Source organism: Mesorhizobium sp. P2_C4, assembly GCF_056404575.1.
On sequence record NZ_JBFUDT010000003.1, the window covers coordinates 785,774 to 812,161 of the forward strand.

Genomic DNA, 26,388 nt, shown 5'->3' on the forward strand with positions numbered 1-26,388 from the left:
AGGGAAATATCAAACCCTCTGGTTGTAGGATGCCAGGAGGCGACGGGCTTTTGGGTCTTCGAAATCATGGACAGTTCGGTTGCGGTCTCGAGACCCCTGGCGAGGGCAGCTTATGGACGCGCTTTTCTGCGCGCTCTGACGGATGCTTACAAGCGGCACCGGCTGCTGCACGCGATGGCCATCGCCGCCCTGCTTCTGGCAACCGCGGTCGGTATGCAGACCGGAAACATGCCGGATTTCGGCGCCCTGAAGGAATACGCGTACTATCTTGTCATCGCTTTCTGGATGTGCGGCTGTGTCTTCGCCGTCGGCAGCTTCTTTCACCTTGCGGTGGTCAAGCGTGATCGTGAGCCACTCGGCACCTTTCTGCGCTCAATGGGCAGCTTCTTCGGCGACGCCGAGCGCACGGCCAACAGCCTGAATGGCCTGGCTGCTGCCATTGTCTTCATATCCGCCGTCGGCGTGCTCAAGGGGGCGATTGCGATCCTTTCGCCTTTCGCGTGGGACCAGACGCTGGCTCACGCCGATCGAGTTCTCCACTTCGGTCGCGCGCCCGATGAATGGCTTTGGTTTATCGTCCAGTCGCCAATCGCGGTCAGGATGCTCAACATCGCGTATAATTTCTGGTTTGTCGTGCTCATTGCCACCGTCTTCACCGCCTGCATCACGCGCGAAGACACACGGCTGCGGCATCAATTCCTGATGAGCTTCATGCTGGCATGGATTTTGGCTGGCTTCTTCCTGGCGATGGGCCTGTCATCGGCAGGGCCGTGCTATTATGAGCGGCTGGGGTTGGGAACCGACTTTCATCCGCTGATGCAAGCGCTGGCTGCCGCCGATCGCGTCTATCCGATCTGGGCGCTCAGCACACAGGACCTTTTGTGGAGCGGCTACACCGGCGCGACCAAGGGCAGTATCGGCATATCCGCCTTTCCATCCATGCACGTGGCGATGGCAGTGCTTTTTGCTCTCTACGCTACGCGCCGTTCCCGACTGGCCGGTATTCTGATGTGGGCGTTCGCCGGCATCATCATGATCAGCTCGGTCGTCCTTGGCTGGCACTATGCCCTGGACGGTTACGCGGGCGCCCTGGTGTCACTCGCGATCTGGAAGGCGTGCGGATACTTCTTGACCCGCTTCGCGCCGGATGGGGCGCTGCTGAGCTGAGGGCGACCGCTCCCTTCCAAGAACCGCAAACCTCATAAAAAAGGCCCCGGAACCGGGGCCTTTTTCGACTGGCGAACTGATCAGTTCTTGCGCGGCAGTTGCGGCACCAGGCTGCGCTTGCCGCCATCCTTGCCCTTGGGCTCCGGCTTCTGCGCGATCAGCTTCTTTACCGCCGGCTTTTTCGCCACGGTCTTGGCTGGCTTCGGCGCGTCTTCCGGCTCTTCCTTCTTCGGCTTGACCGGCGCTTCGTCGGCAAGCGATTCGAGCTTCAGGCCGGTTTCGCCGGTCTCCTTCTTCTCGACGGTGACGCGCACCGTGCCGCCCTTCTTCAGCTTGCCGAACAGAACCTCGTCGGCGAGCGGCTTCTTGATGTGCTCCTGGATGACACGGCCAAGCGGCCGCGCGCCCATGCGTTCGTCATAGCCCTTGTCGGCCAGCCAGGCGATCGCGTCCGGCGACAGATCGAAGGTGACGCCACGCTCGGAAAGCTGGGCCTCGAGCTGCATGACGAACTTCTGCACCACCTGATGGATCACCGGCACCGGCAGCGAGCCGAACGGGATGATCGCATCGAGACGGTTGCGGAACTCCGGCGTGAACAGCCGGTTGATTGCCTCGACATCGTCGCCTTCGCGCTTGGTCGAACCGAAACCGATCGCCGCGCGCTGCGCATCGGATGCGCCCGCATTGGTGGTCATGATCAGGATGACATTGCGGAAGTCGATCTGCTTGCCGTTGTGATCGGTCAGCTTGCCGTGATCCATGACCTGCAACAGGATGTTGAACAGGTCCGGATGTGCCTTCTCGACTTCGTCCAGCAACAGCACGCAGTGCGGATGCTGGTCGACGCCGTCGGTCAACAGGCCGCCCTGGTCGAAGCCGACATAGCCGGGAGGCGCGCCGATCAGCCGCGAGACGGTGTGGCGTTCCATATATTCCGACATGTCGAAACGGATCAGTTCGACACCGAGCGAGGCGGCGAGCTGCTTGGCCACTTCGGTCTTGCCGACACCGGTCGGACCCGAGAACAGATACGAGCCGATCGGCTTTTCCGGTTCGCGCAGGCCGGCACGCGCCAGCTTGATCGCCGAGGTCAGCGCACTGATGGCGGTATCCTGGCCGTAGACGACGCGCTTGAGCTCGATATCCAGGCCCTGCAGCACCTTCTCGTCGTCGGCCGAAACCGTCTTCGGCGGGATGCGGGCCATGGTGGCGATCGTCGCTTCGATCTCCTTGATACCGATGGTCTTCTTGCGCTTGGCCTCCGGCACCAGCATCTGCGAGGCGCCGGTCTCGTCGATCACGTCGATCGCCTTGTCCGGCAGCTTGCGGTCGTTGATGTAGCGCGCCGACAGCTCCACCGAGGCCTTGATCGCCTCGTTGGTGAACTTCACCTTGTGGAATTCCTCATAATAGGGCTTGAGGCCCTTCATGATCTCGATGGCGTCCTCGATGGTCGGTTCGTTGACGTCGATCTTCTGGAAGCGCCGCACCAAAGCGCGGTCTTTTTCGAAGAACTGGCGGAATTCCTTGTAGGTGGTCGAACCGATGCAGCGGATGGCGCCCGACGACAGTGCTGGCTTCAACAGGTTCGACGCATCCATGGCGCCGCCCGATGTCGCCCCTGCCCCGATCACCGTGTGGATCTCGTCGATGAACAGCACCGCGCCCGGATAATCCTCGAGCTCCTTGACGACCTGCTTCAGCCGTTCCTCGAAATCGCCGCGATAGCGCGTGCCAGCCAAAAGCGTGCCCATGTCGAGCGCGAAGATGGTGGCGTTGTGCAACACTTCGGGAACGTCGCCCTCGACGATGCGCTTGGCGAGGCCTTCGGCGATCGCCGTCTTGCCGACGCCGGGATCACCGACATAGAGCGGGTTGTTCTTGGAGCGGCGGCACAGCACCTGGATGGTGCGGTTGATTTCGCTCTCGCGGCCGATCAGCGGATCGATCTTGCCGGCCTTGGCCTTGTTGTTGAGGTTAACGCAATAGGCAGTGAGCGCGTCTTGCTGCTGCTTCTTCTTACCGCCTTCCTCTTGCGGCTCGGAGCCGTTCTGGCCGTTGCCCTGCTCATCATCGGCGCCGCGCGGCGAGCGCGTTTCCGACGCGCCGGGGCGCTTGGCGATGCCATGCGAGATGTAGTTGACCGCGTCGTAGCGGGTCATCTGCTGTTCCTGCAGGAAATAGGCGGCATGGCTCTCGCGCTCGGCGAAGATGGCGACGAGCACGTTGGCGCCGGACACTTCCTCGCGGCCGGACGACTGCACATGGATCACGGCGCGCTGGATGACGCGCTGGAAGCCGGCCGTCGGCTTGGAGTCCTCGTCGTAGCCGGTGACGAGATTGTCGAGTTCGGTATCGATATAGGTGAGAACCGTGTGCTTCAGCTCGTCGAGATCGACATTGCAGGCGCGCATGACGGCGGCCGCCTCGGTGTCGTCGATGAGCGCAAGCAGCAGATGTTCAAGGGTTGCGTATTCATGGTGCCGCTCATTGGCGAGCGTCAGCGCCTGGTGGAGCGCCTTTTCCAGGCCTTGGGAGAAAGCCGGCATGTTACCTCACTTCTTCTCCATCACGCATTGCAGCGGATGCTGATTCTGTCGGGCGAAATCCATGACCTGGGACACTTTGGTCTCGGCCACCTCGAATGTATAGACCCCGCACTCGCCCACCCCATGATTGTGAACATGAAGCATGATGCGTGTGGCGGCTTCGCGGTCCTTCTGGAAAAAACGCTCCAGCACGTGAACCACGAACTCCATGGGCGTGTAGTCGTCGTTGAGGATGAGGACCCGATAAAGGCTGGGCTTTTTGGTCTTGGTTTTGGTGCGCGTAATGACGGCCGTACCGCGACCGGCCTCATTGCCGTCGCCGTCGCCATTTTGCATCCGCGCCACTCGTTTCGTGGCAGTCAAACCTGAAGTCACGTATTCCTGCCTCTTTCGAATCCCCATGCGAGTTCGACATGTAGGTGTTCGATGGACGATTTTAAGCCCTTTAGGTTAGCTGACAATATGGCTAGGTGGCCAAACTTGGCTGATTTTCAAAATCGTGACGGTCCAGAGCCCGCAATTTGAACCCGGCATGAAAAAACCCGGCCGCGTGTTCGCGACCGGGTCTGATTCACAGGCCCGAAAGGCCGTTTTCGCACTGTCCGGCGAAATTACTTCGCCTTGGCGACGATCGATTCGAACGGCTTGTAGGCTTCCTTGGCGAGTTCAGCGTAGAGATCACCAAACTTGGTGGCCTCGGCGACGAAGCTCTCGTAGGACTGCTTGGCGTAGTCGGACTGGATCTCGATCGCCTTTTCGAACGACTTGGCCGAAATGATCTTCTCGACCGCGGCGCTGCCGGCTTCAAAACTCTTCTTGGTGTATTCGCCTGCTTCGGCGGCAATCGCCTGGGCGCCCTTCGAGAGCGAGGCGAAGCTCTTCAATCCGGTGTCGGCAAAGTCTTTGCCGTATTTCGAGAAGTCCTCATAGGTCTGGGTCATTTCACGCTTCCCTTGAGTTGAGGCGCCCTTGCCTGAGCGCTTTTGTGCAATGCACGTCAACATATTGTGCGCTGCACAAAAAGTCAACATTTCCCCGGCTGCGGGACCTCGGCTGCGCCGGCAATGGCTAAAATTCAAATAAAGAGAGGTTCAAGCCCGAAGAAAATGGTGAACGCGGCGGTTACCATAAACGGATTGGTAACGCTGGCCACGGTAGTTTGGCTGGAAGTGAGGCAGGACCCTTTGCCGCCTCCAACGCAACGAAAATTCAAGGGAAGTATCAGTGCGTAAGGCGTTGTCGGGCTTCGTTTCCAAATCCGCGTTCTCTCTCAAAACGATCATCATCGCCGCTTTGGCGATGTCATTCGTTGTCGCGGATGTTGCTTCGTCGATGGCAGCCAAGTCGGCGGCCATCGTCATCGACGCGAAAACCGGCAAGGTGCTTTATTCGTCCGACGCCAATGGCCGGCGCTACCCCGCCTCGCTCACCAAGATGATGACGCTTTACCTGACCTTCGAAGCGCTGGCGAAGGGCAGGATCAGCAAGAACACGCCGGTGCCGTTTTCGGCCAATGCCGCCGCGGAGCCGCCGACCAAGCTCGGCGTCAAAGCTGGCGGCTCGGTCAGCGTCGAGACGGCGATCCTGTCGATGGTGACCAAGTCGGCCAATGATTCAGCGACGGCGCTGGGTGAAATGCTCGGCGGCAACGAAGCCAGCTTCGCCAGGATGATGACTGCCAAGGCGCGGCAGCTTGGCATGAACGGGACCGTTTTCCGCAACGCCAACGGCCTGCCCGACCCCGGCCAGTTCACCACCGCCCATGACATGGCGATGCTCGGCATCGCGCTGCGAGAGCATTTTCCGCAGTATTACGGCTATTTCTCGCAGCGTTCGTTCCTCTACGGACGCCAGCGCATCAACGGCCACAACCGACTGCTCGGACGCATCAAGGGCGTCGACGGCATCAAGACCGGCTACACCCGCGCCTCCGGCTTCAACCTGGTCTCGTCGGTTTCCGATGGCAACCGCCGTCTCGTTGCCGTCGTCATGGGCGGCACTTCGGGCCGCAGCCGCGACAACCAGATGGCCGGGCTGATCAACGCTTACATGCCGAGGACATCGACCCGCGGCGGCGGCACGCTGATTGCCAAGGCGGGCGGCGACAATCCGATCAAGGCGCTGGCCAAGGTCTTCCTGCCCAAGCACGACGCGCCGACGCCTGACGACAAGCCGGTGGTTGAAGACGATGCCGTGGCGTCCAACGACGATCCGACCGCAACGGTTGCCGAAGCTACGGTTGCCGACGACGCGACGGTTGCCGAAGACGACAGCGACGCCGCGGTCGAGGAGACCGCGCCGGCCATCAAGACCAGGAAGGTCAAGACCGTCATCGTGAAGGCGCCCCAGGTTGAAACGGCGCAAGTGGTGGCGGCCTATGCCGAGCCCACTCCGGCGGTCGACCCGGTCAACACCGCGTCCGTGCCGTCCGGCTGGGCGGTGCAGGTGGCGTCTTCGCCCAAACAGTCCGAAGCGCAGGCCTTCCTCGACAAGACGGCCAAGCAGGCGCCGAAGATCCTGGCGTCCGCCTCGGGTTTCACCGTCGCTTTCGACAAGGACGGCGAGACCTATTACCGCGCCCGCTTCGGCGGTTTCCGTTCGAAGGACGCCGCCTGGAATGCCTGCACCGCTTTGAAGAAGAAGAAAATCGCCTGCTACGCCGTCCAGCAATAAGGCGGCGTGGAAGATATCTCCCGGAAGAATTTTTGCGTCGAAGGAGACTAGTTGTGATTGGAGAGCAAGACGTCCTTGGCTTCGTTGATTCGCGCCGCCAGGAAAGACGTGCCACCGATATCGGGGTGCAGGCGCTGCATCAGGCGGCGGTGCGCCTTGCGGACATCCGCCGCGGCGGCCCCCGCTTCAAGACCAAGGACCTTGTAGGCCTCCTCCTTAGTCATGGCGCCCGAACCTGGCGCAACACCCAGCCCTTCGCCACCGTTCGTCTCAGCGTCTTTGCGCCAGATGGGAAATCTGCCGTCAAGATACGTCTCTAGCAGCTGACGGCTCTCCGGGTCACCGGGGAGCTCGCGGTACAGCTGCTGCAGTTCGGCCAGCCCCATCGCGCCCAGCATCTTGCCTTCATGGCGGCCGGCCAGCACAAGGCCCTCCAGACCGCCAGTATCGTGATCAAGCTCCATTTCCAGCGCCGCGGTGCGCACCGTCGAGCGCTTGCCCGGCGCCAGCTTTGCCGTCTGCCGTTTCATCCGCACCGACCCATACCAGGCAAAGGCCGCGGCCAGGATGACGCCGGCGATGGCTTCGCGGCCGACCACAAGAACGGCGACACCGACCAGCGCCAGAAGAACCGGCCCAAGCGTGCGCATGCCGCTTGCCAGCTTTTGCGGGTCGGCGCGCAGGAAGATTGTCACCGCGCCCAGAAGCACCAACAGCAATGCAACAAGTGAAATAATTGCGCCCATCAGTTCCCGCCGCCCCTGAGATGCTCGATCATCAGCCGGTCTTCCGGCCTGCCCCTGGCCTCGAGCGCCTTCAGCCCGCCGGTCGCGAACACAGCAACCGCCGAAAGCAGTCCCGCCAGGGTCGCGGCAGCCCGCCGATCAAATCGGAACCAAGCCCCTTTGGACAGCCGCGCGATCTCCTTGAACGCCTTTTCTGCGCCGGAATCATGACCTTCCTGAAAGACGAAGACAGGAACGCCATGCAGGCCGAGACTGCCGGCTTTTTCGGCGAGATCGTCGATGTCCTCTTCCGTCGCATCGCCGATATAGACCAGCGCGTTGACCTTGGCCGTGGCCGTCTGTTTCAGCGCATGCGCCAGCACCTTGCCGATCTGGGTATGGCCGCTACGGCAATCGATCCGCGTCATCAGTTGCTTCAAGGCATTGGTGTCGGTAACGAAAGCCGACGAACGGCACTCGCCCAAACCGCGAAAATAGACCAGCTGGACGCTGAGCCTCCCGGCCTTGCCGACGGCGTCGAACATCTGGCCCTGCAGCTCGCAAGCGAGATCCCAGGTCGGCTGGCGGCTCATCGTCGCGTCGAGGGAAAGGATCAACCGGCCCGAACCCGTCGCGGATGCGGCCAGCATCCGTGCCTGACGAAGAAAGGCGTCGATCTCGCCGGCGTTGGATTGAGGCTTGACCGGCGCAGGGTTGGCCCTTGCGGGCACGGGCTGCTTCTTGTCGCTCATACAGCCAAGATGTGGCGTTGCCGCGCCGCTTGCAAGCCCTGCTTACGGCAACCTTGCGGGCCAGAGCCGGTGTTACGTGGGATCAGAGCAGGCCGAGATCGGCAAGCTCGCGCCGCAGTTTTGGCGGCATCTCGATCAGCCCGGCCTTGCCCTTGCCAAGATCGAGCGGCGCATCGGTGGGTTTGAGATAACGCCAGCCCTGGAAGGCGCGGCGCGGCTGCCAGTCGGTACGCACGACCTCCGGGTCGAGCATCAGATGGCAGCGGCCGATGCCTTCGTCGTCGGTAAAGGGACGGATTTCGGTGATCAACTGACGGCACTGGACGTTGCCCTTGATCACCCAGTAGAGCGAGCCGCCGTCGGTAACCTCGGCGCCGCGTGTCGGCACCATGCGGGTCGTGTGCCAGTGTTCGACCGGCTCGCCGGCGCGGCGCCGCTCGTCGAGGCGGAAGGCAATCCACTCTTCGAGATCCTCGACGCTGTCGCAGCCGACGCAGAGTTTTAGGAGATTGAGAGACATGGCCTAAGGTTTAGTCCGACGCACGGAGGCGTCAACGGCCCTGCCTGACTTCTCCACAGTGCCAGCGACGTTGAGCGTTCAACATTCGACGACATTGACAGCCAGCCCACCAAGGCTGGTTTCCTTGTACTTCTCGTTCATGTCGAGGCCGGTCTGGCGCATGGTCTCGATCGCCGCGTCGAGTGGCACGAAATGGACGCCGTCGCCCTTGATGGCCAGCGAGGCGGCGGTCACCGCCTTGACGGCCCCAAGCGCGTTGCGCTCGATGCACGGCACCTGCACCAGCCCGCCGACCGGATCGCAGGTCATGCCAAGGTGATGCTCGAGCGCGATCTCGGCGGCGTTCTCGACCTGCTCAGGGGTGCCACCCATGACGGCGCACAGTCCCGCGGCCGCCATCGCCGAGGCCGAACCGACCTCGCCCTGGCAACCGACCTCAGCGCCGGAGATCGAGGCATTGGTCTTGATGATGCCGCCGACGGCCGCCGCGGTCAGCAGGAAATCGCGGATGCTGGGCTGGTCGGCCTCGGGGTGGAAATGCAGCCAGTAGCGCAGCACGGCCGGCAGTGTGCCGGCCGCACCATTGGTCGGCGCGGTGACGACGCGGCCGCCGGCGGCGTTCTCTTCATTGACCGCCATGGCGTAGATCGACAGCCAGTCATTGGCGAGCAACGGATTGGGTTTGTTCTGCTGCCACTGCTCCTGCAGCTTGTCGTGTAGCATGCGGGCGCGGCGACGCACTTTCAGGCCGCCCGGCATGATGCCGTCCTGCGACAGGCCGCGGTCGATACAGCCCTTCATGGCGCTCCAGATGCCGTCGAGCCCGGCGTCGAGCGCCTCGCGCGACATCTGCGTCTCCTCGTTGACGCGCTTCATCTCGGCAATGGAAAGCCCGCTCTTTGCCGCCATCTTCAACATCTCGACGGCGTTCTTGAAGGGATAAGGCACTTTCTTGCCCTCGGTCGTCACCGAGCCTTTCACCTTCATCCGCTGCAGTTCTTCTTCGGAAACGACGAAACCGCCGCCGATCGAATAATAGATGCGCTTGAGCAGCAGGCGGTCGCTGGCGTCGTAGGCGTAAAATGCCATGCCGTTGGCGTGGCCGGTGAGCGGCGTTTTCCTGTCGAGCACCAGATCCGTTGCCGGATCGAAGCGATAGGATGGATGCCCTGTCGGCGAAATTCGCTTCTCGGCGGCGATGCGGGTGGCGATGCCGTCGGCCTGGTCGGGGTCGACCGTTTGCGGCGTCAGGCCGGCCAGACCGAGCACGACGGCGCGGTCCGAACCATGGCCGATCCCGGTGTAGGCGAGCGAGCCGTGCAGGCTGGCGCCGATGCGATCGACCTTGACGCCGGCCGGTCGTGGCCAGTCGTCGCCCAGGATCTCATCGAGAAACCGGGCCGCCGCCGTCATCGGACCCATCGTGTGCGAACTCGACGGTCCGATGCCGATCTTGAACAGGTCGAAAACCGAAAGGAACACGCTGCGCTGTCTCCGGGAGTGGGATCAAGGACTCCATATAGGAATTCCCAAGATGTTTCCGCTCTTTTGCAGAGCGCGGCGCAGCACCAGCCGACCTTGTTTGCTTCGGCAGCGACATTGATTGCTAGACCAGGACGACGTGGCTATCCTGCGCCGTGCGTGCCCGCCTGCAGTTGCGGCGGGCCTTGCCTCTCATTCGCCGGGGAGAAAGCCATGCTTACGTTGAATGCCAAGCCTGGACCGGTGAGCATCGTGCCCGCCCAGACAGCGATCGTCGTGGTAGACATGCAGAACGCCTTTGCCACGGCAGGAGGCATGTTCGATCTGGCGGGCTTCGACATATCCGGTGCCGCGCCAGCCATTGCCGCCAACCAGCGCCTTCTTAAGGCTGCTCGCGGCGCCGGCTTGACCGTGATCTATCTGCAGATGTCATACAAACCCGACCTCAGTGATGCGGGAGATCCCTCGTCCCCGAATTATCACAAGGAACTGGGTATGGTCCTGATGCGCGAGCGTCCCGAGCTTCGCGGCAAGCTGTTGATCGACGACAGCTGGGACTGGCAGATCGTCGATGCGCTGAAGCCTGAGCCGGGCGATCAAGTCATTCGCAAATCGCGCTACAGCGGCTTTAGCAACACCGGCCTGGAAGCCTGTTTGCGGGCCAGGAAGATTCGCCATCTCCTTTTCACTGGGGTTGCCACCAATGTCTGCGTCGACGCAACCGCTCGCGACGCCTATTTCCTGGAGTTCTGGCCGATACTGGTCGAAGACGCGATGAACCATTCAGGCCCGGACTTCAACCGCCAGTCGACGCTGTGGAACTTCGAACATGCGTTCGGATGGGTTACGAAGACTGACATGGTGGTCGACGCCTTGCGCATCGAAGCTGCCGCACCTTTGCCGGCCTAGGCCGATCGATATCCGTCGATCCGCAGCCAGGGTGTCACGGCAAGCTGATCTGCTTGTGGTAAAAGCAACGCATGGCCGATTCCTTCCACCTTTCGGCCGCCGATCTGGCGGCGCTGGCTTTCTTTCTTGTCGTGTGGGTGCTGCATACACTCGCCTCCGACGGAAAGCTGGTCAGCCGCGTATCGCTGACGACAGCGATGAACGCACAGCGCGAGACCTGGATGCGGACCATGGCCGAGCGCGAGATCCGTATCGTCGACACCGCCATCATGAGCGGCCTGCAGCAAGGCACCGCCTTCTTCGCCTCCAGCTCGCTGATCGCGCTTGGCGGCTGTTTTGCGCTGCTTGGCGCCTCCGACCAGGTTCTGTCGGTGCTGAGCGACCTGCCGCTCGGCGCGACGTCATCGCGCGCGGCCTTTCAGATGAAAGTCTTCGGGCTGGTGCTGATCCTGGCCTTTTCGTTCTTCAAGTTCGGCTGGGCGTATCGCCTGTTCAACTACTGCTCGATCCTGATCGGAGCGGTGCCTATCCCGCATGGCGAAGCGGCGCGAAATCCGGTGACGCAAACGGCGGTGTGGCGCGCGGCGCGCATGAACATGCTGGCCGGCAAGCACTTCAATTCCGGCCTGCGCGGCGTGTTCTTCTCGATCGCCTATCTCGGCTGGTTCGTCGACCCGATGGTGTTCGTGCTGTCGACGCTGCTGCTGCTGGCGGTGCTGGTGCGCCGTCAATTCTTCTCGGCGGCGCGGCAAGCGGTGATCGGTCAGCCGCCAGGCCCTGGAAAAGGCTGATCGATGCGGCCCGACAGCCAATAGGCGAAGAGGCCGATCCACTCACGGATGGCCATGGTGGTGACCTGCAGCGAATCGGCGGGATTGTCGCGGAACAGGCCGACGCCTTCCTTGCCCGAGGTGCGATAGTCGACCGGCCAGGGAACGGTCGCAAAGCCTGATTTGTCGAACAGCGCCTTGGCGCGTGGCATGTGGAAGGCCGAGGTGACCAGCAGCCATGTCTCGCCGGGCTTCGGCGTCACCAGTCCCTTGGTGAAAACAGCATTCTCGTAGGTGTTGCGGGATTTGTTCTCGAGGATCAGGCGATCGGCTGTCACGCCAAGCGCGGTCAGCAGGCGCGGGGCAGTGGTGGCATCGCCCTCGCCTTCGAGGAACAGTTCGCCGGTGCCGCCTGAGACAACCACCTTCGCCTCGGGAAAGCGGCGCGCCAGCACGGCCGTCTCGACCATGCGGTCGCCGCCGGAGTTCAATTCATAGCCGCCGCGCACCAGATTGATCGCACCCTCAAAACCGCCGCCGAGCACGACGATGCCGTCGACCTTTTGCGGCAGCGGCGGGCGGGCAAAACGCTCCTCCAGCGGATTGAGCATCATGGCGCCAAGCGAGGTCCAGGCCGAAAGCGCCAGGATCAGGAAGGCGAGCACGCCGCCTGTCGCCGCGAGCCGCCGCCGGCCAATCAGTGCGGCAAGGAGGCCAGCCAGCAGCAGGAAAATCGACAGGTTGAGCGGCTGGACGAAGAACCAGAAGATCTTGGAGAGATAGAAGAACATTACCTGCCTATCGCCAGCATGAATTTTTGACGGCCGATGAAGTCCTCGACTGCATTCGCCACGTCCTCCGCCTCGGTACGGCTCAACTCCCGGCCGAAAACAATGGTGCCGTTCGCGTTGGTCAATTTGATGACTTCCGCCAGCCCCGCTTCGTCAGTCGGATAGGTATGGTCGAGGATTTCGACCGCAAGGTGCCCTTTCAAAGGCAATGACGAACGATTTTGCAAAGAACCCCTGATGTCGCGCACGGCTACGGCGTTGGTTAGCCGCAGGGTTTCCTTGCCGAAGACCAGCCAGATGAAATCCTTGCCGAGGAAATAGGTGAAGAGGGCAATCACCGCGACGAACGACAGCAGGCCGATAGTGCCGCTGCTGACCGTCGCGGGCGACGTGTCTCTCAGTCCCATGTAGCCGGTATAGGCAACGATCGCGGCCCCAATCAGGACAAAGCCTGTCCTGAAATCCGAAGTGCGCGGCGGGTTTGTGATCAGCAGTTCGTTTCCCGTCTCGACGATGGAAATGCGAGACGGGGGCGGCATGCTACCACCACTTCTCCGGCTGGAAGGTTCCCGCCGCCTGCTCGATGACGGCAGCGGTCTGGAACAGCGTCTCCTCGTCGAAGGGCCGGCCGATCAGCTGCAGGCCGAGCGGCAGGCCCTTGGCGTCGAGCCCGGCGGGCACAGCGATGCCCGGCAGGCCGGCCATGTTCACGGTCACCGTGAAAATGTCGTTGAGGTACATTTTCACCGGATCGGCGGCCATGTCCTCATCGGCGATGCCGAAAGCGGCCGAGGGCGTTGCCGGGGTCAGGATGACATCGACGCCGGCGGCAAAGACGTTTTCAAAATCGCGCTTGATCAGGTTGCGCACCTTCTGCGCCTGCAGATAGTAGGCGTCGTAATAGCCGGCCGACAGCACATAGGTGCCGATCATGATGCGGCGCTTGACCTCGCGGCCGAAACCGGCGGCGCGGGTCTTTTCATACATGTCAACAATGTCCTTGCCCGGCACACGCAGGCCATAGCGGACGCCGTCGTAGCGGGCGAGGTTGGACGAGGCTTCGGCAGGCGCGACGATGTAGTAGGCCGGCAGAGCGTATTTGGTGTGCGGCAGCGAAATGTCGACGATCTCGGCGCCGGCGTCCTTCAGCCAGGCAATGCCCTTCTGCCACAGCGCCTCGATCTCTTCCGGCATGCCATCGACGCGGTATTCCCTGGGAATGCCGACCTTCATGCCCTTCATCGGTTTGCCGATCGCTGCCTCATAGTCCGGTACCGGCCGGTCGACCGAAGTGGTGTCCTTGGGATCGACCGAAGCCATCGACTTCAACAGGATCGCGGCATCACGCACATCGCGAGCGATCGGCCCGGCCTGGTCGAGCGAGGAAGCGAAAGCGACGATGCCCCAGCGCGAGCAGCGGCCATAGGTCGGCTTGATGCCGACCGTGCCGGTGAAGGCGGCTGGCTGGCGGATCGAGCCGCCGGTATCGGTTGCCGTGGCGCCGGCGCAGAGGAATGCCGAGACGGCCGAAGCCGAGCCGCCCGACGAGCCGCCGGGTACCAGTTGGGCGTTGTCGAGCGTGCGGGAGGTCCTGGTGCCGCCGGCGGAAACAAAGCCGCCGTCGCCTTGATGCGTGGTCGGCATCACCACCGTGTCGAGGCGTGAACGCCGCCACGGGTTGACGACCGGGCCGTAGTAGGAGGTTTCGTTGGACGAGCCCATGGCGAACTCGTCCATGTTGAGCTTGCCCAGCATGACTGCGCCATCGGCCCACAGATTGGCGGTCACGGTCGATTCGTAGCGCGGCTTGAAGCCGTCCAGCACATGGCTGCAGGCCTGGGTATGGACGCCCTCGGTGCCGAACAGATCCTTGATGCCGAGCGGGATGCCTTCGAGCGAACCGCCCTCTCCCTTCGCCAGTCTGGCGTCCGAGGCCTTGGCCATGTCGCGCGCCTTGTCGCCGGTGACGACGATATACGCATTGAGCGACGGGTTGGCGCGCTCGATCGCCGAGAGATAGGCCTCGGTGATTTCGGCGGCGGTGATCTCCTTGGCGCGCAGCTTGGCGCGCGCCTGCGAAATCGTCAGCTGGGTCAGGTCGCTCATCAAAGGCTCTTTTCGTAAAATACCGACCATTCGGAATCGGGATAATCCAGCACCGGGCCGCAGCGCGAAAACCCGGCGCGTTCGTAGACGGTCCACGCCGCCGGGTGGCGGTCGCCGGTTTCCAGCACCAGACGCTTCAGCCCTTCGTCGCGGGCCAGCGCTTCGACCCGCTCGACGATCCTGGCGCCGATCTTGCGGCCGCGATGTGAAGGCCGCGTGTACATGCGCTTGACCTCGCCGACGGTGCTGTCGTGGCGCTTCAGCGCCCCGCAGCCTATGGCCAGGCCATCGTCGCGGGCGATGAAGACTGTGGTGTCCTCGCCAGCCATCTGTTCGACGGTCAGGTGATAGCAGTGCTCGGGTGGCGTCAGTTCGAGCAGCGTGGCGTTGAGCTCCTCGACCAGCCCGCGCACATCGTCCTGCAGCGGCGTCTCAATGGCGATCTCGATTGCCATTGGCCGCTTACTCCACGACCTTCGGGACCAGGAAGAAATTCTCTTCGGTGGCCGGCGCATTGGCGACGATATCGGCCGCCTTGCTGCCATCGGTGACGATGTCCTGGCGCTTCTTCATCTCCATCGGCGTCACCGAGGTCATCGGCTCGACGCCGGAGACATCGACCTCGTTCAACTGCTCGACAAAGCCGAGGATGGCGTTCAGCTCGCCGGTCATGCGCTCGGCATCCTCCTCGCTCACCGCAATGCGGGCGAGACGCGCAACGCGCTTCACTGTCTGAAGATCAACGGACATGTTTATTGCCTTTGGGAAAACCAGCTCGCGCTATAGCGGCGCGGCGCGTGCCGCGCAACTGCATCGTGCCGGGGTTCAGCTCGCGATGCCCACTCGGTTCTTCGGCATGCGCAGCGGGATGGGTAACTCAAACAGGTGTTTCTGCGCCGAACACATACCGCAGGCCGCCTCGTCTTCCAGCGCGGCGAAGGCCTTCAAAGCCGCCCGCGAGCAGCCGGGCGCAAGCGGTTTGTAGGCAAGATAGGGATCCCATTTCTCGGAAAGGCGATATTTCGCCTTCTGCATCGGCAGATAGGCCAGCGGCGCACATTTCCAGATGCTGCCGTTGTAGAGCTGTTTGCAGTGGCGAGCCGGACAGACCTCCCAGCTGGCGCGAACGTCACCATCCTCAAAGGGCAGCATGGTGTCGCCAAAGCCTTCATAGCGCCGGGTCCAGTTCTTGCTCGACGGGTTGATTATGGCGGCCACTCCATGGTCCCGCCGCCACGTCTCCAGCAAGGCGAAGTTCGGTTTCAGTTTCTCGGTGTATTCCGGCGAATCATGGTGGATGGAGATGACCAGATGCGCACGGGGATCGGCGGCGAGGATGGCCGGCAATGTCGGATGGCGGTGCAGAAAGAAACCGTTGCTGATGATTTCGATACGCGCGCGCGGCCAGTGACGCCGCACCAGGCCGACAAAACGCGGCAGTTCGGGATGGATCGTCGGCTCGCCGCCCAGCAGCTTGAACAACCCCACCGATACGCGTTTGCTCCAAAATCCCATCCAGCGACCGGCCTCTTCCAGGGAGACCGTACCAGAATGGGCATGGTTGGAATAATGCGAGCAGCTCTCGCATGTCAGGTTGCAACCATGCGCAACGTGCAGTTCCAGCGTCCGGAAGACGGGTCGCTCCAGACCGAGAATCGACAGAGCGCGTTTCAGGACGGCCATCGGGTCACGCTGTCATGCACGCTGTCGTCCTCTCCCAGAACACTCATCCTATGGCAAAGCCACACCGTCGCAGAGAAAATAGCTGCCGCCATTGCCGGTCTGCTCGCCTTCGTCGTCGACCGGGCGAACCGAAACCAGGTCGATCTGGGTCGCGTTCATTTGGGTAACCGACAAGACATCAGGAAAGACATTGTCCGGTTCCTGGCAGATGGCGGTCACCGCCCAGCTCGGTGCATTTTTCGCCTTGGCAATCTGGAGGAACTCGCAATTGTATTCGACGCTTTCCAGGCCGCTGGCCGACAGCACGACGTTGCCGGCATCGATCACGGTCTGCAAAGTATCCTTCTTGGCCTGCGCGCAAAGCTCCTTGGATTGCAGGTAGACGCCCTCGATGAAATCCTCCGCGGCGAGCGCAGGAGAAGCAGCAACCAACATCGAGATGCAAAGAGATTGTCTCAACGCCATGATTTTATTCCATTTTTCCGAGAAGCTGGTGTCTCTACAAAGTGATGGTATGGCCTATTTTCGGCAAGGCGACCTCGACACCTGATCCTTCCAACCCGGCCACGAATTTTTCGGCCGTCTGGTCGATCATCGGGAACGTGCCGAAGTGGCAAGGTACCACCGTATCGAAGTGGAAGAAACGCCGGCAGGCAAGGGCTGCCACGGCACCGCCCATGGTGAAGCGGTCGCCGATCGGCACGATGCCGATCTTCGGCTCGTGCAGTTCGTTGATCAGCGCCATGTCGGAGAAAATGTCGGTGTCGCCCATATGGTAGAGCGTCTTGTCCTCGGGAAAATGCAGGACGAGCCCGCCCGGATTGCCGAGATAGACGTTCTGGCCACCTTCGACGCCAAACGACGAGGAATGCAGCGCCTGGACGAAGGTCGTGGTGAAGGCGCCGCAATCGACGGTGCCGCCGATGTTACCGGGATTGATCTTGTTGCCGCTGACGCCCTTGCCGACCAGATACATGCAGATCTCGTAGTTGGCGACCAACTGGGCGCCGCTCTTCTTCAGAACCTCTACCGCGCCGCTGACATGATCGTTGTGGCCATGCGTCAACAGCACATGCGTGACGCCTTCCGCCGGACCTTCCCAGCCGCCTGTCCATGACGGATTGCCGATCAGATAGGGGTCGATGAGGATGGTCGCGCCTTCGGTCTCGACGCGAAAGGCCGAATGTCCGTACCAGGTCAATTTCATCAATGCATTCCTCGATTTTTGCCGTGCCAGAGGATAGAACGCCGACGGCCGTGAGATCAAAGGGTTACTGTGTCCGTTGCGCGTTTGACAAAACACGTGGTGGTGAAGGGCGAAGGAAAACCATTGGGCATCATCAGCATCGAGGAATTGCCTAGATGGCTCGCCGGCGGCAAGACGGTGGCCGGGCTTGATCTCGGCGACAAGACGATCGGCGTCGCCGTTTCCGACCGCGGCTTTTCCTTCGCCCACCCGCGCCCGGTCATCATGCGCAAGAAGTTCTCGCTCGACGCAGCAGCCCTGCTTGCCTTGCTGCAGAAGGACAATGTCGGCGCCATCGTGCTCGGCCTGCCGGTCAACATGGATGGGTCGGAAGGTCCGCGGGCGCAGAAATCGCGCGCCTTCGTGCGCAACATGGCAGGTATGACCGACCTGCCCTTTGTACTGTGGGACGAGCGGCTGTCGACGGTCGCGGCCGAGCGGACGCTGATCGAGATGGATTTCTCGCGCAAGAAGCGCGCCGGCAAGATCGATTCGGCGGCGGCCGCCTTTATTCTGCAGGGAGTCCTGGACCGTCTTCAGTCGCTCGCGGCAAGCGCTCGGACGCAACCGGATCCATCCACTGGTTCCTGATCCAGGCGGCAATCTTGCTGCGGCGGCGGAACGCCCACAGCGCCATCAGCAAGAACCCGTCGAAGACGCAGGCTCTTGCGACCATGCCGGGAATGATTGCCGGATCGATGCCCAGCATCTGACCGTAGAGCTGAAACACGAAGTCATGCAGTTGCCGGCTGAGCATGACATAGCCGAAATTGATGTCGTTGAGCGACAGGAAGAACCAGCCCCAGAACAAAGCGAGAGGCGCCAGCCACAGTGCGAACAAAGTGCGCATCAGCGGCGATCCCCCGAGTTGGAGTCCGATCGACTGGAAATGCGCGAGAGCAATGAGCTGTGGGCCGCGCCCTTGGCCATGACATGTACCGCGGCGCGGATTTCGCCGTCGGCGGCAACAGCCGTGGCAAATGCCGAGCGTCGCTCGGCTAGCATGGCGACATAGGACGCCAGAAGGGCGGCCAGTTGCACGGCGACAACCATGAACAGCCCGTTGATGCCCTGCGCGGCGCCGCCGACCAAGATCAACGACAAAACACCTGAGGCGGAAATGAAGGCGATGCGCACGACGCCGTCGGCGGCATCCGGATTGGTCGCGACGTTAACCAAGGTCTCGACAAAGACCCAGCAGAACAGCACCGCCACGACCAGCAGCGCGACGGCAAGTGGCGCCACGACGGCAGCGTTTTCTAGGTGGGCGAAGCGTGTGTTCTGGACGGCCACGCCGAGCACGCCGAGAGCAGCCGCAACACCGCGGTTTCCATCGATGCAGATGAACGCCAGCAGGGCGAAAACGGTCGCCCAGTGCAAGGCCAGAAAGGAGGTCAGAATGTGCCGCATGGAGTCCCTGCTTTGGTAGCAAGGACAGTGGGCTTTGCCGCCCGCCGCCGCAATCGAAACCATTTGTTAAGGTTAACGGCCATCCACAGGCGCGCGAACTTTTGCGGCGAAAATTCCCTCGCGCGACCTTGAGGTCCTGATTTCAGTTGGTCGGCGGGTAGAGCGTGTCGATGATCATGCGCGCGTCGTGGCGTGAATCGAGCATGCCGTAGGTGTTGCGCCACTGGCCGGCCAGCCGCGTTTCGACGAAGGCGTCGGCGATCCGCCCTGCCCCCAACCTGCGAAGCTCCGCCGCCGCAGCCGCCAGCGCCAGTTGCTCGGTCAAAAGACGGGCCGACCCCTCGTCGGTCGCCGCGACCTGCATCGCCGCCTTGAGAACGCCGATGGTGCCGCGTCCGCCTGCGCCGAGGTCGCGGTCGATACCGGCCAGCACGTCCTCGAACAGGCCCGGCGCGCGGCCAAGCACGCGCAGCACGTCGAGCGCCATGACATTGCCCGAGCCTTCCCAGATGGCGTTGACCGGCGCCTCGCGATAGTAGCGGGCGAGCGGCGCCTCCTCGACATAGCCATTGCCGCCGAGGCATTCCATCGCCTCGTAGAGCATCGGCGGCGCGATCTTGCACACCCAGTATTTGACCACCGGCGTCATGGCACGGGCAAACGCCGCCTCGCCGCGATCGCTGGCCGCCTCGTCGAAAGAGCGCGCAAGCCGGAATGACAGCGCGGTGGCGGCGGCGACGTCCAGAGCCATGTCGGCCAGCACGCGCTGCATCAGCGGCTGCTCGATCAGTGGCGAGCCGAACACCTGGCGGTAACGGGTGTGGTGGACAGCCTCGGCGAGGCCAGCCCGCATGATCGCCGACGAGGCGACGGCGCAGTCGAGCCGGGTCAGCGTCACCATGTCCATGATCGTCTTGACGCCCGCACCCGGCTCACCGACCATCTCGCCGATGGCGTTGACGAACTCGACCTCCGAGGACGCGTTGGAGCGGTTGCCGAGCTTGTCTTTCAGCCGCTGCAAGCGGAAGCCGTTGCCCGATCCGTCACCCAGTATGCGCGGAACGAGGAAGCACGAGAGCCCTTCCGGCGCTTGCCCGAGCACGAGAAACGCATCCGACATCGGCGCCGACATGAACCATTTGTGGCCGGTCAGGCGATAAAAGCCGCTGCCGGCGCGCTCGGCTCGGGTGACGTTGGCGCGCACATCGGTGCCGCCCTGCTTCTCGGTCATCCCCATGCCGAGCGTCAGCCCGGTCTTTTCGACCGGCGGCTTCTGGCTCTGGTCGTATTTGCGCGTCGTCACCCTGGGCGCCCATTCGCGAAACAGCTTTGGGCTGGCCATCAGCGCGGCGAGCGAAGCGCTGGTCATGGTGATCGGGCACAGATGCCCGGTCTCGAGCCCGGCGGTCAGGTAGAAGCGGGCGGCGCGCACCTGATGGCGGCGGCCGATCTCGGCGTCGCCATTTTCCCAGATCGAGGAATGCAGGCCGTTGGCGACCGAGCGGCGCATCAGTGCGTGATAGGCGGGATGGAACTCGACCTGGTCGATGCGCCGACCCTGGCGGTCGTGGGTCCTGAGCTTCGGCGTCTCGACATTGGCGAGGCGGGCGAGTTCCTGCGCCTCATGCGTCAACACGAAACGGCCGAGACCGTCGAGATCCTTGCGCACCGGATCGGAAAAGCGCTCGGCGAGTTGGATCAGCAACGGATCGCCGCGCCAGGCGTTGCCGCCTGCCAGCGGCGGCGGCTGGTTGGTCACGTCGTCGGTCACGCCCAATCCTTCTAACTGCCGAAAGGCCCTTGTCACCGGAAGGCCACGAATCCGAAGCCATCGGCTAGATATAGCCAAGCGTTGCCGCGCGCGCGACGAAAATACCGGGGAGAAAGGCCTCAATCCAAAGCTGGTGCTTGCAGCCAGGAAATCTCCACCCTATAGCAGCGCCTTGAGATGACCGACGCTTCGTCCCTGCCACTCTACCCCCACCGCCATCTTCTGGGCATCCGCGATCTTTCCCCCGCCGACATCGAGCTGTTGCTCGACCGGGCGGACCGGGCCGTCGCGATCTCGCGGCAGTCAGAGAAAAAGACCTCGACGCTGCGCGGGCGCACGCAGATCAACCTGTTCTATGAGGTGTCGACCCGCACCCAGTCATCGTTCGAGCTGGCGGGCAAGCGGCTCGGCGCCGATGTCATGAACATGTCGGTGGCGAGCTCTTCGGTGAAGAAGGGCGAGACGCTGATCGACACGGCGATGACGCTGAACGCCATGCGCCCCGACATATTGATCATCCGCCACCAGTCGGCGGGTGCTGCCGCATTGCTGGCGCAGAAAGTCGGCTGTTCGGTGGTCAATGCCGGCGACGGCGCGCATGAGCACCCGACACAGGCACTGCTCGACGCGCTGACCATCCGCCGCGCCAAGGGGCCGCTGTCGAAGCTGATCGTGGCGATCTGCGGCGACATCCTGCATTCGCGCGTGGCGCGCTCCAACATCATGCTGCTCAACGCGCTCGGCGCACAGGTGCGCGTCGTCGCCCCTTCGACGCTTTTGCCCACCGGCATCGAGAAAATGGGCGTCATCGTCTGTCGCTCGATGGCCGAAGGGCTCAAGGGCGCCGACGTGGTGATGATGTTGCGCCTGCAGCGCGAGCGCATGGAAGGCGCCTTTGTGCCATCGGTGCGCGAATATTTCCGCTATTTCGGCCTCGACGCCGAAAAATTGAAAGCGGCCAAGGACGGCGCGCTGGTCATGCATCCCGGCCCGATGAACCGCGGCGTCGAGATCGCCTCGGAAATCGCCGACGGGCCGCAGAGCGTCATCCAGGAACAGGTCGAGATGGGCGTTGCCGTCCGCATGGCGGTGATGGAAGCGCTGCTCGACCCGCGCCGCAACCATGAGGGCCGCGGCGCATGAGCATAACGGTCTTCAGCCGCGCCAGGATCGTCGACCCGTCGCGCGGCATTGACGAGACCGGCACGGTCATTGTCGACGGGAAAAAGATCGTTGCCGCCGGCAAAGCGGCACTGAACCAAGGGGCGCCTGAAGGTGCAACCGTCATCGACTGCGCCGGCAAGGCAATCATTCCCGGCCTGATCGACGCACGCGTCTTCATCGGCGAACCGGGCGGCGAGCACCGCGAAACCATCGCTTCGGCCAGCGTGGCGGCGGCGGCGGGCGGTGTCACCTCCATCGTCATGATGCCCGACACCGATCCGGTGATCGACAATGTCGCGCTGGTCGAATTCGTGCTGCGCACCGCCAAGGACACGGCCATCGTCAACATCTTCCCGGCGGCGGCGATAACCAAGGGTCTCGCCGGCCGCGAGATGACCGAGTTCGGCCTGCTGCGCGAGGCCGGCGCCGTCGCCTTCACCGACGGGCGCCACACCATAGCCAGCGCACTGGTGATGCGCCGGGCGCTAACCTATGCCCGTGACTTCGGCGGCGTCATCGCGCATGAGATCCAGGATGCCGATCTCGGCTCAGCCGGGGTGATGAACGAAGGTCTTTATGCCAGCTGGCTCGGCCTTGCCGGCATTCCGCGCGAGGCCGAATCCATCCCGCTGGAACGCGACCTGGCGCTGGCGCGGCTGACGCGTGGCGCCTACCACGCAGCCAAGATTTCGACCGCGATGGCGGCGGAAGCGGTGACGCGGGCGAAGGCCGACGGCGCCAATGTCACATCGGGCGTCGCCATCCACAATCTGTCGCTCAACGAGAACGATGTCGGGGAATACCGCACCTTCTTCCGGCTGACGCCGCCGCTGCGCGCCGAAGAGGACCGGCTGGCAATGATCGAGGCCGTCAGGGATGGCACAATCGACATCATCGTCTCCTCGCATGACCCGCAGGATGTCGACACCAAGCGCCTGCCCTTTGCCGATGCAGCGGCCGGCGCCATCGGGCTGGAAACGCTGCTGGGCGCCGCATTGCGGCTCTATCACAATGACGACGTGTCGCTGCTCAGGCTGATCGAAACCCTGTCCACCGCGCCGGCAAAGCTGTTCGGCCTCCCCGGCGGCACGCTGAAGCCCGGGGCCGTCGCCGATCTGGCGCTTGTCGATCTCGACGAGCCGTGGATCGTCAGCGAAAGCGGCATCCGTTCGCGCTCGAAAAACACCTGTTTCGAAGGCGCGCGCCTGCAGGGCAAGGTCTTGCAAACACTGGTATCGGGCCGCACAGTGTTCTCGGTCTAGGTCGCCTGCACCGATCCGCACGACCGACGAAATACGGGGGGAAACAATGAGTTACGTCCTGGCGCTGGTGTTCGGCTATTTGCTCGGCTCGATCCCGTTCGGGCTCTTGATCACGCGTGCGGCCGGCCTCGGCGATGTGCGCAAGATCGGTTCCGGCAATATCGGCGCCACCAATGTGCTGAGAACCGGCAACAAGGGACTGGCCGCCGCGACGCTGCTGCTCGATGCACTGAAGGGCACAGTGGCGGTGATGATCGCGCGCCATTTTGGACACGACCTTGGACTATGGGCAGGCCTTGGCGCTTTCCTTGGCCATCTGTTTCCGGTCTGGCTTGGTTTCAAGGGCGGCAAGGGCGTGGCCACCTATCTCGGCGTGCTGATCGCGCTCGGCTGGCATGTGGCGCTGGTCTTTATCGCCGTCTGGCTGGCGATGGCCTTTCTGTTCCGCTACTCGTCGCTGGCAGCACTGACGGCGGCGGTCGTCGTGCCGATCGCGCTTTATTTCTGGAGTACGCCTGAGACAGCCGGCCTGTTCGTGGTGATGAGCCTGATCGTCATCTTCAAACACCGCGCCAATATCTCAAGACTCCTCGCTGGCAGCGAGGGCAAGATCGGAGCCAAGGGGTGAGCGATCGCGCCACCGCGGTGAGCAAGCCTGCCGCCGGGCCGCGCCTCAGCGACCGGCAGCGGCTGAGCTGGCTGCGGCTGATCCGCACGCAAAATGTCGGCCCCGCCTCCTTTCGCGGCCTGATCAACCGTTTTGGCTCGGCCGAGGCAGCATTGGAGATGCTGCCCGAGCTGATGATTTCCGGCGGCGCCCAGAAGATCGTCCGCATTCCCTCTATTGACGAGGCCGAGGCGGAGTTGGAAGCCGCCGGCCAGGCTGGCGCCCGCTTCGTCGGCATCGGCGAGGCCGACTATCCGCCGCTGTTGAAAAACATGGACAATCCGCCGCCGCTGCTGGCGGTCAAGGGCGAAGGCGCGGTGTTCCGGCTGCCGGCGATCGCTATTGTCGGCGCCCGCAACGCCTCACTGGCCGGCATCAAGATGGCGCGGATGCTGGCGACAGACCTCGGCCGCGACGGCTACAGCATTGTCTCCGGCCTCGCCCGCGGCATCGACACGGCAGCGCATCAAGGCAGTCTTTCGACCGGCACGGTCGGTGTGCTGGCCGGCGGCCTCGACCTGCCCTACCCGCCCGAGAACATCGGACTGTGCCATGAGATTGCCGAGCGCGGCGGCGCCATCGTTTCGGAAATGCCGTTCGGCTGGCAGCCGCGGGCGCAGGATTTTCCGCGGCGTAACCGGCTGGTTGCCGGCATGGCACTGGGGCTGGTCGTGGTCGAGGCGGCACAGCGCTCCGGCTCGCTCATCAGCGCCAGGCTTGCCGGCGAGATGGGCCGGCTGGTCTTCGCCGTCCCCGGCTCGCCGCTCGACCCACGCTGCGCCGGCACCAATGGCCTGCTCAAGGACGGCGCCACGCTGGTCACCGAGGCATCCGATGTTTCCGGCGCGATTGCGCCGCTGGCCGGTTTGCGGGTGCCAAGAACGGTACCACTGGAAGAACCGCCCGACTTCTCGGCAACGCTACCGCCGGGCAAGGACGAGCGCGCCGGTGTGCTCGAAGTGCTCGGGCCGACGCCGGTTGGGGTGGATGAGATCATCAGGCATACCGGCCTGCATGCCGCCCAGGTTTCCATGGTGCTTCTGGAACTCGACCTTGCTGGCCGGCTGGAGCGCCACGCCGGCGGCAATGTCTCGCTGGTCTTCCAAGGTTCTTGATATCCGTCAGCCGATCGGCGGAAGCCCTAGCGGAACAGATACTTCGACACCTCCGGGTTGCCGCGACGCCACATGACGTTGTCGAGGAAGTAGTGGTGCACGTTGATGAATATCAGCACGATGAAGAAGAACAGCGATGACCCGAGGACTTGCCTGTCGTAGGGGACGAGATTGGTCAGCGTGAGCGGAATCAGCCAGAAACCGAGATAGCCAAGTGCAGCGCCCGCGACGATGAATCCCAGGACCCGAAACCTGTAGAGAGGGCCGAGAAAGGACAGGATTTTCAGCGGCGGATCGCCGACGGCGTCCGGACCGTCGCGCTCGACATTGGTCTGGTAGCGCCAGACCACCGCCAGGTACTGCAGCGAGTGGAGCGCGGGCACCACGAGCAGCCAGAGCGGGTTTATTCGCACAATCAGGATCCAGAGATAGAGCGATGCGACATAGGCCACGACGCCGTTATAGGGCAGCTTGCCACCGTTCTTCCGCCAGCGATTGACCAGCATCAAAACCGTAACCGCCGTGGACGCAATGGCCGCCAGCAGGGCAATGTTGGTGATCCATGCGGGAGCAGCGAATGTGTAGTAATCCAGGTCGTAGTATTTTCCCTGGGTGACGGCCGTGTTCGTCTGGAGCCATGCGAAAATCCATACGGCATAGCTGTTGAAGAGCAGCACCTTCTTGTCGCGTTCGTCGAAGAATTTGCGCTTCAGGACGGCATCCACCATCAGCATGCCGTAGCCCTGCTTGACGTAGTGCCAGCCGACAAAAAAGAACATCGCGTTGGCCGCATATCCGAGCAGCCGCGTGTTCGCCGCCGCGGCGCTGTAGGCGAAGAAACCGGCCATGACCAAGGGGACGACGATGCCCGCAAAGATGTAGCGGATCTGCAGGCTCCTGTCGTAGCCGTCGCCGCTCACCTTGCGCCCGAAATTGCGATAGAAAAGTTGGTACGAGTGGGCGAAGTGAGGGTAATTCACGAGATAGGCCACAAGCACCATCGTTGCTGCCAAGGCGCCTTCGTACTCAAGCGGCACAAGAAACAGAACCGGCAGAATGAGAAACGCGCTGCCGCCCAGCATGAGAAAATCAGCGACCGGACTGAAAAGATATTTGTCGGGTGCCGCCGCCTTAGGAGCTACAGCATCCGCCGAAAGCTGAAGTGCCATGTTCGAACCCTCCCCTGGGAAGGTTGAGTTTAGCCAGCGACCAGTCCGGGGACAAGATGAGGGCTGCCGCTGTGCACCCAATGCGGGCCTTCAGACGCGTGGGCAAGCCAGGCGGTCAGCCCTTCACTAGTGAGGATGGTCCAGCAGCCTCGTAACCGTGACATCACGCCGATGTTCTGAGTTCGCGCGATCTATGCCCTCAACAGTGATCGCAATGGTTCCGTTTTCGATCCTCGAAATCCAACCTTTTGCTTTCATATACCAGATATGAAACTCCAGATGTTCCCGAGGGCAGCCTGACAATCGCTCGATTTCCACGTCGCCAATGCCCGGATCGTTGACATCCTTTCGACGTTTTACATAAAGCAACGTGAGAACTTTGGCCTGGATGACGCTATCTCGTTCTAGGCCTTTGGTGTCGGTGGCTTCCTGGGTCAGCTCGCGATGTATGTTC

At 62.7% G+C, this 26,388-nt stretch carries 29 protein-coding genes and 1 pseudogene; 9 read left to right on the forward strand and 21 right to left on the reverse strand.

Translation table 11 applies throughout. From position 1 onward, the window contains the following. Window positions 1-66: 66 nt before the first annotated feature. Window positions 67-1,167, forward strand: a complete 1,101-nt coding sequence (locus AC1DX6_RS16415) for a phosphatase PAP2 family protein (RefSeq protein ID WP_477315036.1) — start codon at window positions 67-69, stop codon at window positions 1,165-1,167. A gap of 80 nt (window positions 1,168-1,247) precedes the next feature. Here AC1DX6_RS16415 and clpA read toward each other — a convergent pair whose 3' ends face one another. The 4 genes from clpA to AC1DX6_RS16435 form a co-directional block, all read right to left on the reverse strand. Beyond that, window positions 1,248-3,719 carry an ATP-dependent Clp protease ATP-binding subunit ClpA gene (gene clpA / locus AC1DX6_RS16420; RefSeq protein ID WP_477315037.1) on the reverse strand — a complete coding sequence of 824 codons (2,472 nt, stop codon included), beginning with the start codon at window positions 3,717-3,719 and terminating at the stop codon, window positions 1,248-1,250. A 6-nt stretch (window positions 3,720-3,725) separates the two neighbouring features. Continuing rightward, window positions 3,726-4,055 (reverse strand): ATP-dependent Clp protease adapter ClpS, encoded by a 330-nt coding sequence (clpS, locus tag AC1DX6_RS16425; protein WP_167364898.1) that lies wholly within the window; start codon window positions 4,053-4,055, stop codon window positions 3,726-3,728. A gap of 275 nt (window positions 4,056-4,330) precedes the next feature. Then, window positions 4,331-4,660, reverse strand: a complete 330-nt coding sequence (locus AC1DX6_RS16430; protein ID WP_477315039.1) for a phasin family protein — start codon at window positions 4,658-4,660, stop codon at window positions 4,331-4,333. 150 nt (window positions 4,661-4,810) lie between these two features. Continuing rightward, a complete protein-coding gene (locus AC1DX6_RS16435) occupies window positions 4,811-5,062 on the reverse strand; it encodes a hypothetical protein (protein ID WP_477315145.1) in 252 nt (83 codons plus the stop codon). On the opposite strand from AC1DX6_RS16435, the gene AC1DX6_RS16440 reads away from it, so the two are divergent. Further along, a complete protein-coding gene (locus tag AC1DX6_RS16440; RefSeq protein WP_477315041.1) occupies window positions 4,944-6,392 on the forward strand; it encodes a D-alanyl-D-alanine carboxypeptidase in 1,449 nt (482 codons plus the stop codon). The two genes, AC1DX6_RS16435 and AC1DX6_RS16440, sit on opposite strands and share 119 nt — an antisense overlap. A 47-nt stretch (window positions 6,393-6,439) precedes the next feature. On the opposite strand, the gene AC1DX6_RS16445 is transcribed toward AC1DX6_RS16440, so the two are convergent. The 4 genes from AC1DX6_RS16445 to AC1DX6_RS16460 all read right to left on the reverse strand — a co-directional run bounded on the left by AC1DX6_RS16445 (window position 6,440) and on the right by AC1DX6_RS16460 (window position 9,871). After that, window positions 6,440-7,138 carry a DnaJ domain-containing protein gene (locus AC1DX6_RS16445; protein ID WP_477315043.1) on the reverse strand — a complete coding sequence of 233 codons (699 nt, stop codon included), beginning with the start codon at window positions 7,136-7,138 and terminating at the stop codon, window positions 6,440-6,442. Next, window positions 7,138-7,869, reverse strand: coding sequence for a vWA domain-containing protein (locus tag AC1DX6_RS16450; protein ID WP_477315045.1), 732 nt, complete (start codon window positions 7,867-7,869; stop codon window positions 7,138-7,140). The genes AC1DX6_RS16445 and AC1DX6_RS16450 overlap by 1 nt, the downstream gene beginning before the upstream one ends. A gap of 82 nt (window positions 7,870-7,951) precedes the next feature. Further along, a complete protein-coding gene (locus AC1DX6_RS16455) occupies window positions 7,952-8,389 on the reverse strand; it encodes a DUF1489 family protein (protein WP_477315047.1) in 438 nt (145 codons plus the stop codon). Between the two features lie 78 nt (window positions 8,390-8,467). Continuing rightward, window positions 8,468-9,871 (reverse strand): L-serine ammonia-lyase, encoded by a 1,404-nt coding sequence (locus tag AC1DX6_RS16460; RefSeq protein ID WP_477315049.1) that lies wholly within the window; start codon window positions 9,869-9,871, stop codon window positions 8,468-8,470. 213 nt (window positions 9,872-10,084) lie between these two features. On the opposite strand from AC1DX6_RS16460, the gene AC1DX6_RS16465 reads away from it, so the two are divergent. Both AC1DX6_RS16465 and AC1DX6_RS16470 read left to right on the forward strand, forming a co-directional pair. After that, window positions 10,085-10,780 carry a cysteine hydrolase family protein gene (locus AC1DX6_RS16465; protein WP_477315137.1) on the forward strand — a complete coding sequence of 232 codons (696 nt, stop codon included), beginning with the start codon at window positions 10,085-10,087 and terminating at the stop codon, window positions 10,778-10,780. Between the two features lie 71 nt (window positions 10,781-10,851). Beyond that, on the forward strand, window positions 10,852-11,571 hold the full coding sequence (locus AC1DX6_RS16470) for a DUF599 domain-containing protein (RefSeq protein ID WP_477315051.1): 720 nt from the start codon (window positions 10,852-10,854) through the stop codon (window positions 11,569-11,571). Here AC1DX6_RS16470 and AC1DX6_RS16475 read toward each other — a convergent pair. The 8 genes from AC1DX6_RS16475 to AC1DX6_RS16510 form a co-directional block, all read right to left on the reverse strand. Next, window positions 11,544-12,341 (reverse strand): YdcF family protein, encoded by a 798-nt coding sequence (locus AC1DX6_RS16475; protein WP_477315053.1) that lies wholly within the window; start codon window positions 12,339-12,341, stop codon window positions 11,544-11,546. The two genes, AC1DX6_RS16470 and AC1DX6_RS16475, sit on opposite strands and share 28 nt — an antisense overlap. Further along, on the reverse strand, window positions 12,341-12,748 hold the full coding sequence (locus AC1DX6_RS16480; RefSeq protein WP_477315055.1) for a hypothetical protein: 408 nt from the start codon (window positions 12,746-12,748) through the stop codon (window positions 12,341-12,343). The genes AC1DX6_RS16475 and AC1DX6_RS16480 overlap by 1 nt, the downstream gene beginning before the upstream one ends. A gap of 133 nt (window positions 12,749-12,881) precedes the next feature. Then, complete coding sequence (locus AC1DX6_RS16485; protein WP_477315057.1) at window positions 12,882-14,447, reverse strand: amidase; 1,566 nt, start codon at window positions 14,445-14,447, stop codon at window positions 12,882-12,884. Continuing rightward, window positions 14,447-14,902, reverse strand: a complete 456-nt coding sequence (locus tag AC1DX6_RS16490; RefSeq protein ID WP_477315059.1) for a GNAT family N-acetyltransferase — start codon at window positions 14,900-14,902, stop codon at window positions 14,447-14,449. The genes AC1DX6_RS16485 and AC1DX6_RS16490 overlap by 1 nt, the downstream gene beginning before the upstream one ends. Window positions 14,903-14,909: 7 nt before the next feature. Continuing rightward, window positions 14,910-15,197: an Asp-tRNA(Asn)/Glu-tRNA(Gln) amidotransferase subunit GatC gene (gene gatC, locus AC1DX6_RS16495; RefSeq protein ID WP_477315061.1), complete on the reverse strand. Its 288-nt coding sequence runs from the start codon at window positions 15,195-15,197 to the stop codon at window positions 14,910-14,912. A gap of 75 nt (window positions 15,198-15,272) precedes the next feature. Next, window positions 15,273-16,130, reverse strand: coding sequence for a radical SAM protein (locus AC1DX6_RS16500; RefSeq protein ID WP_477315063.1), 858 nt, complete (start codon window positions 16,128-16,130; stop codon window positions 15,273-15,275). Between the two features lie 48 nt (window positions 16,131-16,178). Next, window positions 16,179-16,595 (reverse strand): hypothetical protein, encoded by a 417-nt coding sequence (locus AC1DX6_RS16505; RefSeq protein ID WP_477315065.1) that lies wholly within the window; start codon window positions 16,593-16,595, stop codon window positions 16,179-16,181. Window positions 16,596-16,629: 34 nt separating this feature from the next. After that, window positions 16,630-17,337 carry a metal-dependent hydrolase gene (locus AC1DX6_RS16510; protein ID WP_477315067.1) on the reverse strand — a complete coding sequence of 236 codons (708 nt, stop codon included), beginning with the start codon at window positions 17,335-17,337 and terminating at the stop codon, window positions 16,630-16,632. Between the two features lie 123 nt (window positions 17,338-17,460). On the opposite strand from AC1DX6_RS16510, the gene ruvX reads away from it, so the two are divergent. Beyond that, window positions 17,461-17,967, forward strand: coding sequence for a Holliday junction resolvase RuvX (gene ruvX, locus AC1DX6_RS16515; RefSeq protein ID WP_477315069.1), 507 nt, complete (start codon window positions 17,461-17,463; stop codon window positions 17,965-17,967). Here the strand turns inward: ruvX and AC1DX6_RS16520 are convergent. The 3 genes from AC1DX6_RS16520 to AC1DX6_RS16530 form a co-directional block, all read right to left on the reverse strand. Continuing rightward, window positions 17,885-18,226, reverse strand: a complete 342-nt coding sequence (locus AC1DX6_RS16520) for a DUF6105 family protein (RefSeq protein ID WP_477315071.1) — start codon at window positions 18,224-18,226, stop codon at window positions 17,885-17,887. The two genes, ruvX and AC1DX6_RS16520, sit on opposite strands and share 83 nt — an antisense overlap. After that, window positions 18,226-18,786, reverse strand: a complete 561-nt coding sequence (locus tag AC1DX6_RS16525; RefSeq protein ID WP_477315073.1) for a hypothetical protein — start codon at window positions 18,784-18,786, stop codon at window positions 18,226-18,228. Before AC1DX6_RS16525 ends, AC1DX6_RS16520 begins: the two co-directional genes overlap by 1 nt. Before the next feature lie 142 nt (window positions 18,787-18,928). Continuing rightward, the gene (locus AC1DX6_RS16530; RefSeq protein ID WP_477315075.1) at window positions 18,929-20,557 is read right to left on the reverse strand and encodes a DNA alkylation response protein; all 1,629 of its coding nucleotides are present in this window, start codon (window positions 20,555-20,557) and stop codon (window positions 18,929-18,931) included. 177 nt (window positions 20,558-20,734) lie between these two features. Between AC1DX6_RS16530 and AC1DX6_RS16535 the strand changes: the two genes are divergently transcribed. From AC1DX6_RS16535 to dprA, 4 genes are read left to right on the forward strand one after another with little or no spacing between them, the layout of a single operon-like run. Then, window positions 20,735-21,700 (forward strand): aspartate carbamoyltransferase catalytic subunit, encoded by a 966-nt coding sequence (locus tag AC1DX6_RS16535; protein ID WP_477315077.1) that lies wholly within the window; start codon window positions 20,735-20,737, stop codon window positions 21,698-21,700. Then, window positions 21,697-22,983: a dihydroorotase gene (locus tag AC1DX6_RS16540; protein WP_477315079.1), complete on the forward strand. Its 1,287-nt coding sequence runs from the start codon at window positions 21,697-21,699 to the stop codon at window positions 22,981-22,983. The genes AC1DX6_RS16535 and AC1DX6_RS16540 overlap by 4 nt, the downstream gene beginning before the upstream one ends. Before the next feature lie 46 nt (window positions 22,984-23,029). Continuing rightward, window positions 23,030-23,611, forward strand: coding sequence for a glycerol-3-phosphate 1-O-acyltransferase PlsY (plsY, locus tag AC1DX6_RS16545; protein ID WP_477315081.1), 582 nt, complete (start codon window positions 23,030-23,032; stop codon window positions 23,609-23,611). A gap of 17 nt (window positions 23,612-23,628) precedes the next feature. Then, window positions 23,629-24,765 carry a DNA-processing protein DprA gene (gene dprA, locus AC1DX6_RS16550; RefSeq protein WP_477315139.1) on the forward strand — a complete coding sequence of 379 codons (1,137 nt, stop codon included), beginning with the start codon at window positions 23,629-23,631 and terminating at the stop codon, window positions 24,763-24,765. Between the two features lie 26 nt (window positions 24,766-24,791). Here the strand turns inward: dprA and AC1DX6_RS16555 are convergent, their stop codons facing one another. Together AC1DX6_RS16555 and AC1DX6_RS16560 are read right to left on the reverse strand one after the other, a co-directional pair. Then, entirely contained in the window at window positions 24,792-25,934 is a 1,143-nt protein-coding gene (locus AC1DX6_RS16555; RefSeq protein ID WP_477315083.1) for a hypothetical protein, read from the reverse strand. A 126-nt stretch (window positions 25,935-26,060) separates the two neighbouring features. Then, window positions 26,061-26,388 (reverse strand): annotated as a pseudogene (locus tag AC1DX6_RS16560) (J domain-containing protein); the annotation flags it as partial.